The following is a 15,748-nucleotide window of genomic DNA, read 5'->3' on the forward strand; positions in this document are numbered from 1 at the left end:
TATGACCACCGAAAATAACGAACAAGAAAAAAATCAAAAAACTAAGCCGAATAAACGCCACGCCTGCAAAATGTTTTTGCTCAAAGCCGGCTTTACGGCAAGCGTGTTGACGATATTTTACGGTGGCTATTTAGATTGGCAAATTCGTTCAAAAATGGACGGGCAAATTTGGCGTTTACCGGCAGAAGTTTATAGCCGCATAGAAAGTGTCAAAATTTCCGATAATCCGGCTTTTGATGAAGTCGTCCAAATCTTGCTTGATAACGAATATCGTCAAACCACCATGGTCGCAGCACCGGGTGATTTCAAATTAGAAGAAGATACCATTGTTGTATTACGCCGAGCTTTCCCTTTCCCTGATAAACCGGAACCTCAGCGAGTCTTACGCTTACGTTTCACGGATAATAAACTAAGCCGAATTGAAGATTTGGTTAATGTAAAAGCAGTCGATGAATTTCGTTTAGCTCCGAAACTGATCGCAATGTTAGAATCAGATAATGAAGATCGTCTTGCTATTCCTTTGCAAAATTACCCCCGCCTACTGATCGATGCCCTTATTTTAACGGAAGACCGCCGTTTTTATGAACACAACGGAATCAATCCGCTCGGCATTATGCGCGCTTTAATCGCCAATATTCGAGCAGGACAAACCGTGCAGGGAGGAAGTACATTAACCCAGCAATTAGTAAAAAACCTCTTTTTATCCAGCGAGCGAACCATTACCCGTAAAGCCAATGAAGCCTTAATGTCACTTGTGCTGGATTGGCGTTATGATAAATACCGTATTCTTGAAACCTATCTCAACGAAATTTATCTCGGTCAAAACGGCGATACGCAAATTCACGGTTTTGAACTTGCCAGCCAATTCTATTTCGGTCGTTCCATTCGAGAAATTAGTCTCGATCAAATCGCTTTACTTGTTGGAATGGTGAAAGGACCCTCTCTTTATAATCCGTGGCGCAATCCGCAAAATGCCTTGGAACGCCGTAATGTAGTGTTAAAATTGATGCTTGATCACAAAATGATCGGAGATGAGCTTTATGAATTGCTCAGCAAACGCCCTCTCGGTGTGCAAACCAAAGGGCAAATTTCACGCAAATATCCGGCATTTATTCAAACCTTACAAACGGATTTACGCCGTCAGCTTGGCGAACACAAAATGTCCGGTTTACTCGGTGCGCGCATTTTCACCACAATGGATCTAAAACAGCAGACACAATCTGAAAACGCCGTGGTGAACACGGTTTCCAAACTGCAAGTACAAACGAAAAATCCTTACTTAGAAGGTGCGATGATTGTGGCGGATTACCGCACCGGTGAAATTCGTTCTATTGTCGGCGGTTTACAAACCCAATATGCCGGTTTCAACCGTGCGTTAATGGCAAAACGTCAAATCGGGTCATTGGTCAAACCTTCCGTTTATTTGACCGCACTTACTCACCCCGAACAATTCCGTTTAAACACACCAATCAATAACCAACCGACTACTATCAACATAAAAGGCAGCCCTCCATGGCAACCAAGAAACTACGATCGTAAATACAGCGGTTCTGTGATGCTGATGGATGCGCTTGCCCGCTCCTTGAATATTCCGACTGTCAATATCGGTATGAAAGTAGGTTTGAGCAATGTAATTAATACACAAAAAGCAATGGGCTGGGATAATATAGAAATTCCCAAAGTACCGGCAATGTTGCTTGGTTCCTACACTATTTCCCCTTATGATGTCACAAAGCTCTATCAAACTATCGCCAATCAAGGCGGAAGAATTGAATTGACCACGGTAGATAGCATTACCGATCGCCAAGGCAACCTGATTTATCAACATAGTAAAGAAGCAAAGCAAGTCGTACCGCAAGAAGCCGCCTTCCAAACGCTATTTGCGATGCAACAAACCGTTGAACGAGGAACAGCCCGCAGCCTACAAAATGACTATGCAAATCTACATCTTGCAGGGAAAACCGGTACGACAAATGATGCACGCGATACTTGGTTTGTCGGGATTGACGGAAAAAATGTGAGCACCATTTGGCTAGGGCGGGACGATAACGGAGAAACCAAACTCACCGGTGCCTCCGGCGCACTACAGATTTACAAAGATTACCTCAACCGGGTTTACATTGAAAAATTAAAATTACAAAAACCGACCGATATAAAATGGATTGGTATCAACACATACGGTGGCTGGGATTGCAGCAGCAATCGTACAATCCCAGTATGGGCGAATAAAGGACAAAATTTCTGTTCATCATCAACCGGCACTACTTCGTCCGTAACAACCACGGTTCAACCCATCTCCACCGCTACCGAAGCACCAAAAGGCAGTCTATGGGATATATTAGACAAAGCGCCGATAACAGAGGCAAAACCCGAATAGCAAAAGTGCGGTCAAAATCGGAGATTTTCAACGAATACAAGAAACATAAAAACCCTCGAAATTCGAGGGTTTAATGTAATAACTTCGTTACTATCGTATAAATTAGCGACGTAAACCTAAACGAGCGATAGTGCTTTGATATAGAGCAAGATCAGTACGTTTTAAGTAGTCTAAAAGTTTACGACGACGAGAAACCATACGTAATAAACCACGACGACCATGGTGGTCTTTTTTATGCTCTGCAAAGTGAGCTTGCAAGTGGTTGATTTGTGCTGTTAATAATGCGATTTGAACTTCGGAAGAACCGGTATCTTTCGCATCGCGACCAAATTCAGCAACGATTGCTGCTTTTTTTTCAGTACTTAGAGACATTTTTTACTCCTAAAAGGTAGTGTTGTTGATACATCATTCGCCGATCTCTAACTCAGCGATGACAAGAAGCGTGCATTCTATCCCCTGAATCACCGAAAATCAAGCAATTCCACGATAAATTCCAAGTGGAAATAACGTTAGTTCAAGAAAGCCGCTTTACAGAAGAAGGAAGTTAAAAAAATTCTACTTACTAGTTTAGAAAGTAGAAAAGGTTGGAAATCTCCAACCTTTTTCTCACTTACTCTTTCAATGATTTAATTTTTTCGATCACATTCGTGGTGGAGCAACCGTTTTCAAAATTTAGTACTTTTACATCGCCACCGTTTGCCCATACTTCTTGGCTACCTGCGATATTTTCCGGTTTATAATCTCCGCCTTTTACCAGTAAATCAGGCAAAATGTCACCAATTAAGCGTTGCGGTGTATCTTCGGTAAAAGGTACAAGCCAATCTACAGAAGCAAGCCCTGCAAGCACTGCCATACGGGTTTCAAGATTGTTGATCGGGCGACTTTCACCTTTCAAACGCTTGACGGAATCGTCACTATTTACCGCGACAATCAAACGATCACCCAATTTACGTGCGTTTTCCAAATAAGACACGTGTCCCGGATGTAAAATATCGAAACAGCCGTTTGTCATCACAATTTTCTCACCACGCGCTTTAGCTTGGGCTACGGCTTCTTTCAACAGGGTTTCGCTCATAATGCCAAATCCGGTATTCGGACGGGCGTGGATGGCATTTTCCAGTTCTACGGTGGATACCGTTGAAGTTCCGAGTTTACCGACAACAATACCGGCAGCGACATTGGCAAGATGACAAGATTCTTCAAAAGATCGGCCGTCTGCCAATGCGGTTGCCAATACGCTAATCACCGTATCGCCCGCACCGGTTACGTCAAATACTTCTTTTGCTACGGTAGGTAAATGATAAGGTTTTTGATTCGGGCGAAGTAAGGTCATTCCTTTTTCGGAGCGGGTAACTAAAAGTGCGGTCAATTCAATATCCGAAATTAACTTTAACCCTTTTTCGATAATATCTTCTTCCGAATCACATTTTCCCACCACCGCTTCAAATTCGGACATGTTCGGGGTTAATAAGGTCGCACCGCGATAGCGTTCAAAATCCGTTCCTTTCGGGTCAATTAATACCGGTACATTTGCTTTACGTGCAATTCGGATCATTTGTTGTACGTCTTTTAACGTCCCTTTGCCGTAGTCGGAAAGAATTAAAGCGCCGTAATTTTTGACCGCACTTTCTAACTTTAAAAGCACGTCTTTACAATCCACATTTTGGAAATCTTCTTCAAAATCAAGGCGTAAAAGCTGTTGATGGCGGGATAAAATGCGCAATTTCGTGATAGTGGGATGAGAATCCAAAGCGACAAAATTACAATCGATATTTTGTTTTTCCAGTAAACGAGAAAGTGCCTCACCGGTTTCATCTTGCCCGATCAATCCCATCAGTTGCACCGGCACATTTAAAGAAGCAATATTCATCGCCACATTCGCCGCACCACCTGCACGTTCTTCATTTTCTTGTACCCGAACTACCGGCACCGGTGCTTCCGGTGAAATACGATTGGTTGCACCAAACCAGTAGCGGTCGAGCATTACATCACCTAAAACAAGCACCTTCGCTTGCTTAAATTCTGCTGAATATTGAGCCATTTTAATCTCTCTTATAAAAAATTTGGCGTGATTTTACCATAAGTCATTTTTGCGTTAAACTACCGCGCAACTTAACAAGGAGTTTTATGAAAAACACTAAACTTCCTACTTTCCAACGTGCTTTTCTTGCACCAAAGTATTGGGGCTTTTGGCTCGGTGTGGGAATTTGGCGCACGTTATTACTACTTCCCTACCCTATTTTACGCCGTATCGGCAACGGGTTAGGTTGGCTTTTTTCCCGTTTAAAAGTGGGTAAACGCCGTGCGCTCATTGCGCGTCGTAATCTTGAACTTTGTTTTCCCGAGTTATCCGAAGCGGAACGCGAAGCCATTTTGCAAGAAAACTTACGCAACGTTGGTATGGCGATCATCGAAACCGGTATGGCTTGGTTTTGGTCTGATGCCCGCATTAAAAAGTGGTCAAAAATCGAAGGGTTACATTATCTGAAAGAGCACCGACAAGAGGGGATTATATTCGTCGGCGTACATTTTTTAACACTTGAACTGGGCGCACGCATCGTTGGACTACAACATCCGGGATTGGGGGTGTATCGTCCTAATGACAATCCCGTTTTTGATTGGTTACAAACGCAAGGTCGTTTACGTTCAAATAAGGATATGCTTGATCGCAAAGATTTACGCGGAATGATAAAAGCTATTCGTCATGGTGAAACCATTTGGTATGCCCCTGATCACGACTATGGACGAAAAAATGCCGTGTTCGTACCGTTTTTTGCCGTGAAAGAAGCCTGCACGACCTCGGGGAGTTATTATTTATTAAAAGCTTCCCCCAACAGCAAAGTGATTCCTTTTGCACCATTACGCAATCAAGACGGCTCCGGTTATACGGTGAGCATTTCAGCCCCTGTGGATTTTAGCGATTTAGATGAAGAAACAGCGATTGCGGCAAGAATGAATCAAGTTGTGGAAAAGGAAATTATGAAAGGCATCACGCAATATATGTGGTTGCATCGCCGTTTCAAAACAAGACCGAATGAAAACGAACCGAGCCTGTATGATTAAAAGTGCGGTCGAAAATGACCGCACTTTTTGATAGAATCACGCACAATTTTCAAATTTAACGAATCACGAATTTTAAATGACAACCAATTATTCAGCCCAAGAAATCACCGTATTAAAAGATCTTGAGCCGGTGCAAGTTCGCCCCGGTATGTACACGGATACGACCCGCCCTAATCACCTTGCCCAAGAAGTGATTGATAATAGTGTAGATGAAGCCCTTGCCGGGTTTGCAACAAAAATCGAAGTCATTTTACACGCTGATCAATCCATTGAAGTGATTGATAACGGTCGCGGTATGCCGGTGGATATTCACCCGACTGAAGGCGTTTCCGGTGTAGAAGTTATCCTCACCAAACTGCACGCAGGCGGTAAATTTTCGAATAAAAATTATGAGTTTGCCGGTGGCTTGCACGGTGTGGGGATTTCCGTGGTAAATGCCCTCTCTGAGCGTGTAGATATTCAAGTTAAACGCAATGGCGAGGTGTATAAAATCGCCTTTGAAAATGGTGTAAAAGTAGAAGAATTGGACGTTATCGGTACATGCGGCAGACGCACCACCGGTACAACAGTACATTTCAAACCCAATCCCAAATATTTTGACAGCGCAAAATTTTCCGTAAGCCGTTTACGTCATTTATTACGTGCAAAAGCCGTTCTTTGTTCAGGACTTGAAATCAAATTTATCGACAAGGTCAACAACACACAAGATGTATGGTTGTATGAAGACGGTTTATCCGATTATCTCATTGAAGCCGTTAATGGCTATGAAACTTTGCCGCAAAAACCCTTTGTGGGCGAATTTAAAAGCTCAAACGAAGCCGTTAGTTGGGCATTGCTATGGTTGCCTGAAGGCGGTGAACTCATTGGTGAAAGCTATGTAAATCTTATTCCCACCATTCAAGGCGGCACGCATGTCAACGGATTACGTCAGGGCTTACTTGATGCGATGCGTGAATTTTGTGAATTCCGCAATTTATTGCCACGTGGCGTAAAACTGACCGCAGATGATATTTGGGATCGTTGTTCTTATATCCTCTCACTCAAAATGCAGGATGCGCAATTTGCCGGGCAAACCAAAGAACGCTTATCATCACGCCAAAGTGCGGTCTTTGTAAGCGGTGTTTTAAAAGATTCATTTAGCTTATGGCTCAATCAAAATGTGCAAGATGCCGAAAAACTTGCCGAAATGGCGATAAGTTCTGCACAACGCCGTTTACGTGCCGCCAAAAAAGTGGTGCGTAAAAAATTAGTCAGCGGCCCTGCGTTACCGGGTAAATTAGCCGATTGCGCTTCACAAGATTTAGAAAAGACCGAACTTTTTTTAGTGGAAGGTGATTCCGCCGGCGGTTCGGCAAAACAAGCCCGTGATCGTGAATATCAGGCAATCTTGCCATTACGCGGGAAAATTCTAAATACCTGGGAAGTCTCGCCGGAACAAGTGTTAGGCTCGACCGAAATTCACGACATTGCCGTAGCGCTTGGAATCGATCCGGACAGTGATGATTTGTCTCAACTGCGTTACGGTAAAGTTTGTATTCTTGCCGATGCGGATTCAGACGGCTTACATATTGCCACCTTGCTTTGCGCACTCTTTCTACGCCATTTCCCTAAACTGGTGCAAGACGGACACGTTTATGTGGCAATGCCGCCGCTTTATCGCATCGATTTGAACAAAGAAGTCTTCTACGCCTTAGATGAAAGTGAAAAAGAGGCTATTTTAGATCGCTTAAAAACCAAAAAAGGCAAGCCGAACGTACAACGCTTTAAAGGTTTGGGTGAAATGAATCCGTCTCAATTACGTGAAACGACAATGGATCCGAATACCCGCCGCCTTGTGCAGCTCACTTATAATTTGGGTGAAGATCAAGATTCGGAAACATTGGAATTAATGGATATGCTATTGGCGAAGAAACGTTCGGAAGATCGAAAAACCTGGTTACAAGCCAAAGGCGATCAAGTGGATTTGGTTGTATAAAATGAATGAACAACGACGTGATTTTCTCAAAACCGGCGCATTAAATATCGCCGCACTCACACTAGGCGCAGGCTTAAACCCGATGCCTAATGCAAATGCGCAAACGGCAAATAGAGCCATTGACGGCAATTTGCCTGAAATCGAGGCGGAATTAACATTAGCCCCTCAGGTTCCTAAGCCTATTGACCGTAATTACCCTGCAAAAGTCGTCGTAAAATTGACCGCACTTGAGCAAATTATGGAACTTATGGAAGGGGTACGATTTAAATTTTGGACGCTCAACGGTAGCGTGCCTGCTCCTTTTATTCGTGTTCGTGAAGGCGATATTGTAGAAGTTCAACTTTCAAATTCAGCCGGCTCAATGATGTCACATAGTATTGATTTCCACGCCGCCTCAGCCCCAATGGGCGGCGCAATCGCAAATGAAACCGCACCAACCCGCACCAGCACGTTCCAATTTAAAGCCTTGCATTCCGGACTCTATGTCTATCATTGCGGCAGCCAACCTGTCGCCGTACATTTGGCAAAGGGTATGTACGGTTTAATTTTAGTCGAACCTAAAGAAGGTTTACCTAAAGTCGATCGCGAATATTATGTTATGCAAAGTGAATTTTATACACGGGGAAGCTTTGGTGAGACGGGTTTGCAACCTTTCAGTATGCAAAAGGCATTAGATGAACGCCCCGATTATGTATTATACAATGGCAAAGTAGGTTCCCTAATGGGAGATAACGCCTTACAAGCCAAAACCGGAGAAAAAATAAGATTATTTGTCGGTAATGCCGGTCCGAATTTAGCCGCTTCATTTCACATTATCGGTACGATTTTTCATAATGTTTATGTAGAAGGCGGTACATTAATTAATCACAACGTCCAAACGACATTAATTCCGGCAGCGGGCACCACTATTATTGAAACACAGATTGATGTACCGGGAACCTACGTCCTAATGGATCACTCAATTTTCCGCGCAGCTAACAAAGGAACAATGGGGCATTTAATCGTTACCGGAAAACAAAATCCTGAAATCTATTCCGGTAAACTAAAAGACGAGCCTTTTAAAGAAGTCAATCCACCCAAGCCACAACCTGTTCCATATGAAATTGACGGGCATGAAAAAATGATAAGAAGCCATGCTCAACCGGACGGAAATTCCGGAGCAACCCGAAAATAATGTTGTTCTTATCGGTTTTTCTGATATTAATCACTTAAAGTAAATAGAATTTAATCTAACACTAAAAATAGTATGACAGCCAATATCAACTATGAAGGCATTGAGCAAATGCCGTTACGCACTTTCACGGAAAGCGCCTATCTCAACTACTCTATGTACGTCATTATGGATCGTGCTTTGCCCTTTATCGGCGATGGTTTAAAGCCGGTACAACGACGTATTGTTTACGCCATGTCGGAACTGGGTTTGAATGCGACGGCAAAATATAAAAAATCCGCCCGTACCGTTGGTGATGTATTGGGTAAGTTTCACCCGCACGGTGATTCGGCTTGTTATGAAGCGATGGTATTGATGGCTCAACCTTTTTCCTATCGCTATCCGCTTGTTGACGGACAAGGAAACTGGGGCGCACCGGATGATCCGAAATCTTTTGCAGCAATGCGTTATACGGAATCGCGCCTGTCTAAGATCTCAGAAATTCTGCTGAGTGAACTCGGACAAGGTACAGTGGATTATCAACCTAACTTTGACGGTACCTTAGAAGAACCGCAGTATTTGCCGGCTCGTTTACCCCATATTTTGCTGAATGGCACAACAGGCATTGCAGTAGGAATGGCAACCGATATTCCGCCGCACAATATTAATGAAATTGCCGATGCCGCCGTGATGTTATTGGATAATCCGAAAGCAACGCTTGATGATGTGCTTAATGTCGTTCAAGGTCCGGATTTCCCTACGGAAGCGGAAATTATTTCCCCGAAAGCCGAAATTCGTAAAATTTACGAACAAGGTCGCGGCTCAATAAAAATGCGTGCAACTTGGAAAAAAGAAGAGGGTGAAATCATAATTTCAGCCCTTCCTCACCAATCTTCCCCCTCAAAAATCATTGCACAAATTGCCGATCAAATGACCGCGAAAAAACTTCCGATGGTGGAAGATATTCGTGATGAAGCGGATCACGAAAACCCGATTCGTATCGTACTCGTACCGCGTTCTAACCGTGTGGATACCGATGCTTTAATGGCCCATTTATTCGCCACAACGGATTTAGAAAAAAGCTATCGCATAAATATGAATATGATCGGGCTTGATCATAAACCGGCGGTGAAAGGTTTATTACAAATTCTCAATGAATGGCTCATTTTCCGCCGAACAACGGTAACACGCCGATTGCAATATCGTTTGGATAAAGTGCTTTCTCGATTACATATTTTAGAAGGCTTAATGATTGCCTTTCTAAATATTGATGAGGTGATTGAGATTATTCGTTATGAAGACGAGCCGAAAAGCGAATTAATGGTACGCTTCAATTTAAGCGATGAACAAGCCGATGCGATTTTAAATTTACGCCTACGCCATTTAGCCAAATTAGAAGAACATCAACTTCGTGCAGAGCAAGACGAGCTGGAAAAAGAGCGGTCAAATTTAGAAACGATTTTGGGATCCGAACGCCGTTTAAATACGCTTATCAAAAAAGAAATCCAAGAAGATGCTAAAAAATATGCCAGTCCGCGGATGTCGCAATTGGTTGAGCGTGAAGAAGCAAAAGCGATTTCTGAAAGTGAAATGACACCGGCTGAACCCGTTACCGTGATTTTATCGGAAATGGGCTGGGCACGTTGTGCGAAAGGACATGATATTGATCCTAAAGCATTAAGCTATAAGGCAGGTGACAGCTACCGTGCGCACGCTTGCGGTAAAAGCAACCAACCCGTCGTCTTTATTGATAGCACGGGGCGCAGTTATGCCGTTGATCCGCTCAGCTTGCCTTCCGCACGTTCTCAAGGCGAACCGCTTACCGGTAAACTAACCCTACCGGCAGGGGCAACTGTTGAACACGTGCTAATGGAAGGAGAACAACAAGAATTATTGATGTCATCGGATGCAGGGTACGGTTTTATTTGTAAATTTGAAGATTTAATTGCCCGCAATAAGGCAGGAAAAGCCTTGATTTCTTTACCGGATAATGCCAAAGTTCTGGCACCGAAAATTCTATCAAATTCAACCGCACTTTTGGTTGCCTTAACCTCAGCAGGTAGAATGCTGATCTTCCCGGTGCAAGATCTACCGGTATTATCAAAAGGTAAAGGCAATAAGATCATAAGTATTCCAGCAGCCAATGCGAAAGATCGTAGCGAATTACTCGTGAAATTATTGCTGATTTCAGATCAAGCAAGTCTTGAGTTTCATTCCGGTAAACGAAAAGTCACATTAAAACCGGAGGATCTACAAAGATTCCGCGCAGAACGGGGGAGAAAAGGTTCACAACTACCTCGTGGTTTACACAGTAATGTCGATATTGTGGTGATTGATGCGGAACAAAACTTAAACCAATCTTAAACCAACCTATAGGAGAATATTTAGTGAATATTGTATTTGATACCTATCAAACACTTGCTCTTGCAAGTCTTGTTTTGTTATTAGGCTACTTTTTAGTGAAACGTATTAGCGTGCTCAAAAGTTTTAATATTCCGGAACCGGTTGTCGGCGGTTTTATTGTTGCGATTGCCTTGTTCATTTGGCATCGGATAGACGGCACGTCATTCACATTTGAAAAAAGTTTGCAAACAACCATGATGTTAGTTTTTTTCTCATCTATCGGTTTAAGCGCAAACTTCGCACGTTTAATTAAAGGTGGTAAGCCATTAATTATTTTCCTTTTTGTTGCTGCAGCCTTAATTTTCTTCCAAAACGTTATCGGTATTGCGGGTACACAAATTCTAGGTATTGACCCGGCATACGGCTTATTAGCCGGATCGGTAACATTAACCGGTGGTCATGGAACGGGGGCTGCGTGGGCGGAAACCTTTATCAAAGAATTTAACTTACCGGCGGCAACAGAAATTGCGATGGCTTGCGCAACCTTTGGGTTAGTGTTCGGCGGCATTATTGGCGGCCCTGTCGCACGCTTCCTATTAAATCGCCAAAAGCAAGGTGAAAATCCCGAAAATGATGAAGTAGATGATGTACAAGAAGCATTTGAACACCCAACCTATCAACGCAAAGTCAATGCTCGTTCTATTGTTGAAACCATTGCAATGATGTCTTTCTGTTTATTGATCGGTCAATATTTGGATAGCATCACAAAAGCGACAGCGTTACAACTGCCAACCTTCGTTTGGTGTTTATTTACCGGTGTCGTTATTCGTAACGGCTTAACCCATCTTTTCAAATTCCGTGTAGCGGATTCTGCCATTGACGTGCTTGGTAGCGTAGGCTTATCTATCTTCTTGGCGATTGCCTTAATGTCATTGAAACTTTGGGAATTAGCCGGCCTTGCCGCTGATGTACTGATTATCTTAGCGATTCAAGTTGCTTTTATGGCATTCTTTGCGATTTATGTTACTTATCGTGTTATGGGGAAAGATTACGATGCTATCGTATTAAGTGCGGGGCACTGTGGTTTCGGTTTAGGAGCAACCCCTACGGCGGTAGCAAATATGCAAGCGATTACAAGCCGCTTTGGTGCATCTCATAAAGCATTCTTAATCGTCCCAATGGTAGGGGCATTCTTTATTGATTTAATTAATGCTTCACTATTGAAAGTGTTCTTAGCAATTGTTACGTACCTACACTAATCAAATCGGTTCAAAAAGAGCGGTCAAATTTAACCGCTCTTTTTTATACCCGTAAAATTAAATTTGATATTTCGTTTTATCGCCAATATCAAAATGCAATGGCATTCGCCATTTTTGTACGGCAAGAACCAATAACAATATTCCCACCACAATTGATAAAATACGTGTTAGCATTCCCCCTTCAAACACCCAAAGGAACCATAACAAGGCGACAAAAATAGGTTGTAAATTTAATAACGGCACACGGAAACAAAAATACTCTTTAAAACAAAGCCCACCTAATGTAACCAATGCCCCGCCAAGCGCTAATTCATACCAACCTAAAATATAGCAAAGTAAACCGATCCAAGTGGCAAATTGAAAGGTTAAACGAAAATGTTTAAGGTAAATATGCAAAGAAGAGGCGCAACAAGTCGCGGCGATTAAAATTGTAATTTCAGCCTGTTTAGGAAACCAAGTAAGCAATAAAACGCTGAAACCTGCAATTAAAAAACCCGTTCGATAAATAGCAACGGTGATGTTATCCCAAATATCCATGGGGGATTGAATATGTGGATCAGCCATTTTTTTCTCCTTATATATTTCATTTAATAAAAAAGTGCGGTCAGAAAAATCACTTTTTTCCGATATTGTGTATCAGTTGCAAAAAAGCTGTTTTTAATTCAAATGTGGAGCGTTAGGCTTGCCATAACGCACCAAACTTGGGTTTAACGGTGCGTTACGCCTTTGGCTGAGACTCCTACTCTGTTTTGTGCAAGTGATACATAATACCGCTTTTTTCAACCGCACTTTAAAATGGGATTATTTCAATTTATCTAAAATCTTTTGATGAATACCGCCAAAGCTGCCGTTTGACATCACGAGGATATGATCCGTCGGTTGAGCTTCAGTAACAATCATATCCGTCAACTTATCAATATTTGCACTCCAATGAGCCGGTTGAACACATTGTGCGGCAATTTCAGCGACTTCCCAAGGGATATTATCCGGCTGAAGCATAAATACGATATCAGCCCTGCCTAATGCAGGTGCAATTTCGTCTTTATGCACTCCCATTTTCATGGTATTTGAGCGAGGCTCAAGCACTGCAAGAATACGGACGCCACCGCCGACTTTATCTCTTAATGCCGTTAAAGTCGCTAAAATCGCCTCCGGATGATGGGCAAAATCATCATACACCGTTACGCCATTTACTTCGCCTCTGACTTCTAATCGGCGTTTAGCGTTAATAAAAGAGCCAAGCGCATTACAAGCATTTTCAACAGATATGCCGGTATGATAAGCCGCCGCAATTGCCATAAGGGCATTGTGCATATTATGCTCTCCCACAAGAGCCCATTTCACTTCCGCCACTTTTTTTCCTAAATGAAATACCGAAAAATAAGAAGCATCGGTTGTCATTCTCTCTGCAAACCATTCTTTATCTTTTCCGATAAATTGTTGTTCAGACCAACAACCCATTTTTAACGTTTCTTTTGTGCTTTGTTCATCGACAAAAGAAAGAATGCGACCGCTTGCAGGAATCGTGCGAATCATATGATGGAATTGGCGTTGAATCGCTGTTAAATCATCAAAAATATCGGCGTGATCAAAACTGATATTATTGATAATTAGGGTTTTAGGGTTGTAATGCACGAATTTGGAACGTTTATCGAAAAATGCGGTATCGTATTCGTCTGCCTCAATAACAAAAAAATCACTCTCCCCTAAACGGGCGGAAGTACCGAAATTTCCTGCAATTCCACCAATTAAAAAACCGGGTTTTAAGCCGTTTTGCTCCAAAATCCAAGTAAGCATACCGGTTGTAGTGGTTTTACCGTGAGTACCGGAAACCGCAAGCACCCAACGATTCCTCAATAAATGATCATGTAACCATTGCGGACCGGAGGTATAAGGCAATTGATTTTCTAAAACATATTCCACACAAGGATTGCCACGCTTCATCGCATTGCCGATGATCACCATATCCGGTGCGGGTTGAAGTTGTTCAACATCATAGTTGGGAATAATCTCAATTCCTTGCTCTTGTAAAAATGTACTCATCGGCGGATAAACATTTGTATCCGACCCCGTTACCTTATAACCCATTTGTTTGGCAATCATTGCCACACCGCCCATAAATGTGCCGCAAATGCCTAAAATATGAATATGTTTCATCGCTATCTCTTTGTCTAAAAAATTTGAGTTATGATAAATCAACTCAAAGAATGAGTAAACAAGGGCTTGTCGAACAAGCCCTTTGCACAAAGGAGAAAATCAGTTAGACAATTCGTTCAAAACCGTTTTTCAGATCGGCAATCAGTTCTTCCGGATCTTCAAAACCTATGTGGACACGAATCAGTGAGCCGGTTATTTTGCGCTTAATATTCGGTCGGATTTTTTCAATTTCTTCCGGTTGATTACACAAAATTAAAGATTCAAAGCCCCCCCATGAATATGCCATTGTAAATAGCTTAAAGTGATCCATAAATTGTGCGACCTGTTCATCTGTTAAACGCCAATTTAGCTCAAAGGAAAATAATCCGCTTGCACCGCTAAAATCACGTTGGAAAAATTCATGTCCGAGGCAACTTGGTAACGCAGGATGATAAACGGCTTTAACTTGAGGCTGCTGTGTCAACCAGTCAGCCACTTTCAAACTATTTTCATGGTGCTGCTTTAAACGTACCGCTAAGGTGCGAATACCACGTGCTGTAGTGTACGCCGAATCGGCATCCACCATCTGTCCCATGAGGTAGGAATGCTCACGTAACTGATCCCAAGTGCGGTCATTTGCGACCGCAGTTCCGATCATCACATCAGAATGCCCTACCAAATACTTTGTACCTGCTTGAATAGAAATATCAATGCCATGTTCCAATGCCTTGAATAATACACCCGCCCCCCAAGTATTGTCGATCATAATAACAATTTCAGGATTTACTGCGCGAACCGCTTTCACAATGGCCGGAATATCAGGCACTTCCATCGTGATGGAACTCGGCGATTCTAAAAACAGTATTTTCGTATTTGGCTGCACTAGATTAACAATATCTGCACCATCGATAGGATCATAATAGGTCGTCTCAATCTGCATTTTTTTCAAAATAATATTGCAAAAATCTTGTGTCGGTTCATAAGCCGCACCACTCATCAAAATATGATCGCCTGTTTTGACGAAAGATAAAATCGCATTTGTTACAGCAGCGGCACCACAGGGATAAAGATAACAACCCGCACCGTTTTCCATCTCACACATTAAATCTTGCAGAGCAAAATGCGTCAACGTGCCACGACGACCGTAAAACAACTCGCCCTTATAACGATTTTTTGTACAATATTTTTTATCCGCTATCGTGTCAAATACAAGCGATGAAGCGCGTTGAAGTACAGGATTCACCGCACCTTGAGAGAAACGTTTATCGCGTCCGGCATGGACAAGCGTTGTAGATAATGAGTGATTGTTTGACATATATTCACCTTTGCTGAAAAGAAAAATAGGAATCCGGTTCAATAGAAAAAACAGCTGTAAAAGTATGACTAAATCTTTTAGAATATCGCTCGAACCTTATCTCACAAAAATTTTATTAACCTTAACAGAG

At 42.5% G+C, this 15,748-nt stretch carries 11 protein-coding genes; 6 read left to right on the forward strand and 5 right to left on the reverse strand.

The genetic code is table 11. The features are described from left to right. Nucleotide 1 precedes the first annotated feature (1 nt). The gene (gene mrcB, locus IHV77_RS01380; protein WP_194812385.1) at nt 2-2,377 is read left to right on the forward strand and encodes a penicillin-binding protein 1B; all 2,376 of its coding nucleotides are present in this window, start codon (nt 2-4) and stop codon (nt 2,375-2,377) included. 102 nt (nt 2,378-2,479) lie between these two features. Here mrcB and rpsO read toward each other — a convergent pair whose 3' ends face one another. Beyond that, nucleotides 2,480-2,749: a 30S ribosomal protein S15 gene (rpsO, locus tag IHV77_RS01385; RefSeq protein ID WP_005628925.1), complete on the reverse strand. Its 270-nt coding sequence runs from the start codon at nt 2,747-2,749 to the stop codon at nt 2,480-2,482. 238 nt (nt 2,750-2,987) lie between these two features. Further along, nucleotides 2,988-4,418 (reverse strand): bifunctional D-glycero-beta-D-manno-heptose-7-phosphate kinase/D-glycero-beta-D-manno-heptose 1-phosphate adenylyltransferase HldE, encoded by a 1,431-nt coding sequence (hldE, locus tag IHV77_RS01390; RefSeq protein WP_194812386.1) that lies wholly within the window; start codon nt 4,416-4,418, stop codon nt 2,988-2,990. Between the two features lie 86 nt (nt 4,419-4,504). Here hldE and IHV77_RS01395 point away from each other — a divergent pair, with 86 nt between their 5' ends. From IHV77_RS01395 to gltS, 5 genes are all read left to right on the forward strand, one after another. Then, a complete protein-coding gene (locus tag IHV77_RS01395; RefSeq protein WP_194812387.1) occupies nt 4,505-5,440 on the forward strand; it encodes a Kdo(2)-lipid IV(A) acyltransferase in 936 nt (311 codons plus the stop codon). A gap of 76 nt (nt 5,441-5,516) precedes the next feature. Beyond that, complete coding sequence (parE, locus tag IHV77_RS01400; protein ID WP_194812388.1) at nt 5,517-7,415, forward strand: DNA topoisomerase IV subunit B; 1,899 nt, start codon at nt 5,517-5,519, stop codon at nt 7,413-7,415. Between the two features lies 1 nt (nt 7,416). Further along, nucleotides 7,417-8,589: a copper-containing nitrite reductase gene (gene nirK / locus IHV77_RS01405; protein ID WP_194812389.1), complete on the forward strand. Its 1,173-nt coding sequence runs from the start codon at nt 7,417-7,419 to the stop codon at nt 8,587-8,589. A gap of 72 nt (nt 8,590-8,661) precedes the next feature. Further along, nucleotides 8,662-10,929: a DNA topoisomerase IV subunit A gene (parC, locus tag IHV77_RS01410; protein WP_194812390.1), complete on the forward strand. Its 2,268-nt coding sequence runs from the start codon at nt 8,662-8,664 to the stop codon at nt 10,927-10,929. Nucleotides 10,930-10,952: 23 nt separating this feature from the next. Further along, complete coding sequence (gene gltS / locus IHV77_RS01415; protein ID WP_194812391.1) at nt 10,953-12,167, forward strand: sodium/glutamate symporter; 1,215 nt, start codon at nt 10,953-10,955, stop codon at nt 12,165-12,167. Between the two features lie 57 nt (nt 12,168-12,224). Here gltS and IHV77_RS01420 read toward each other — a convergent pair whose 3' ends face one another. The 3 genes from IHV77_RS01420 to metC form a co-directional block, all read right to left on the reverse strand. Beyond that, entirely contained in the window at nt 12,225-12,731 is a 507-nt protein-coding gene (locus tag IHV77_RS01420; protein WP_194812392.1) for a DUF2301 domain-containing membrane protein, read from the reverse strand. Between the two features lie 237 nt (nt 12,732-12,968). Continuing rightward, nucleotides 12,969-14,324, reverse strand: a complete 1,356-nt coding sequence (gene mpl, locus IHV77_RS01425) for a UDP-N-acetylmuramate:L-alanyl-gamma-D-glutamyl-meso-diaminopimelate ligase (RefSeq protein WP_194812393.1) — start codon at nt 14,322-14,324, stop codon at nt 12,969-12,971. Nucleotides 14,325-14,427: 103 nt separating this feature from the next. Next, nucleotides 14,428-15,618 carry a cystathionine beta-lyase gene (gene metC, locus IHV77_RS01430; RefSeq protein WP_194812394.1) on the reverse strand — a complete coding sequence of 397 codons (1,191 nt, stop codon included), beginning with the start codon at nt 15,616-15,618 and terminating at the stop codon, nt 14,428-14,430. Between the last annotated feature and the right edge of the window lie 130 nt (nt 15,619-15,748).

It is taken from the genome of Rodentibacter haemolyticus (assembly GCF_015356115.1).
Lineage (GTDB): Bacteria > Pseudomonadota > Gammaproteobacteria > Enterobacterales > Pasteurellaceae > Rodentibacter > Rodentibacter haemolyticus.

Excerpts from the sequence above, each read along its gene's own strand:
- parE (WP_194812388.1), top strand. The coding sequence starts at position 5,517 with ATGACAACCAATTATTCAGCCCAAGAAATCACCGTATTAAAAGATCTT.
- IHV77_RS01395 (WP_194812387.1), top strand. The coding sequence starts at position 4,505 with ATGAAAAACACTAAACTTCCTACTTTCCAACGTGCTTTTCTTGCACCA.
- rpsO (WP_005628925.1), bottom strand. The coding sequence starts at position 2,749 with ATGTCTCTAAGTACTGAAAAAAAAGCAGCAATCGTTGCTGAATTTGGT.
- parC (WP_194812390.1), top strand. The coding sequence starts at position 8,662 with ATGACAGCCAATATCAACTATGAAGGCATTGAGCAAATGCCGTTACGC.
- metC (WP_194812394.1), bottom strand. The coding sequence starts at position 15,618 with ATGTCAAACAATCACTCATTATCTACAACGCTTGTCCATGCCGGACGC.
- IHV77_RS01420 (WP_194812392.1), bottom strand. The coding sequence starts at position 12,731 with ATGGCTGATCCACATATTCAATCCCCCATGGATATTTGGGATAACATC.
- hldE (WP_194812386.1), bottom strand. The coding sequence starts at position 4,418 with ATGGCTCAATATTCAGCAGAATTTAAGCAAGCGAAGGTGCTTGTTTTA.
- mrcB (WP_194812385.1), top strand. The coding sequence starts at position 2 with ATGACCACCGAAAATAACGAACAAGAAAAAAATCAAAAAACTAAGCCG.
- nirK (WP_194812389.1), top strand. The coding sequence starts at position 7,417 with ATGAATGAACAACGACGTGATTTTCTCAAAACCGGCGCATTAAATATC.
- mpl (WP_194812393.1), bottom strand. The coding sequence starts at position 14,324 with ATGAAACATATTCATATTTTAGGCATTTGCGGCACATTTATGGGCGGT.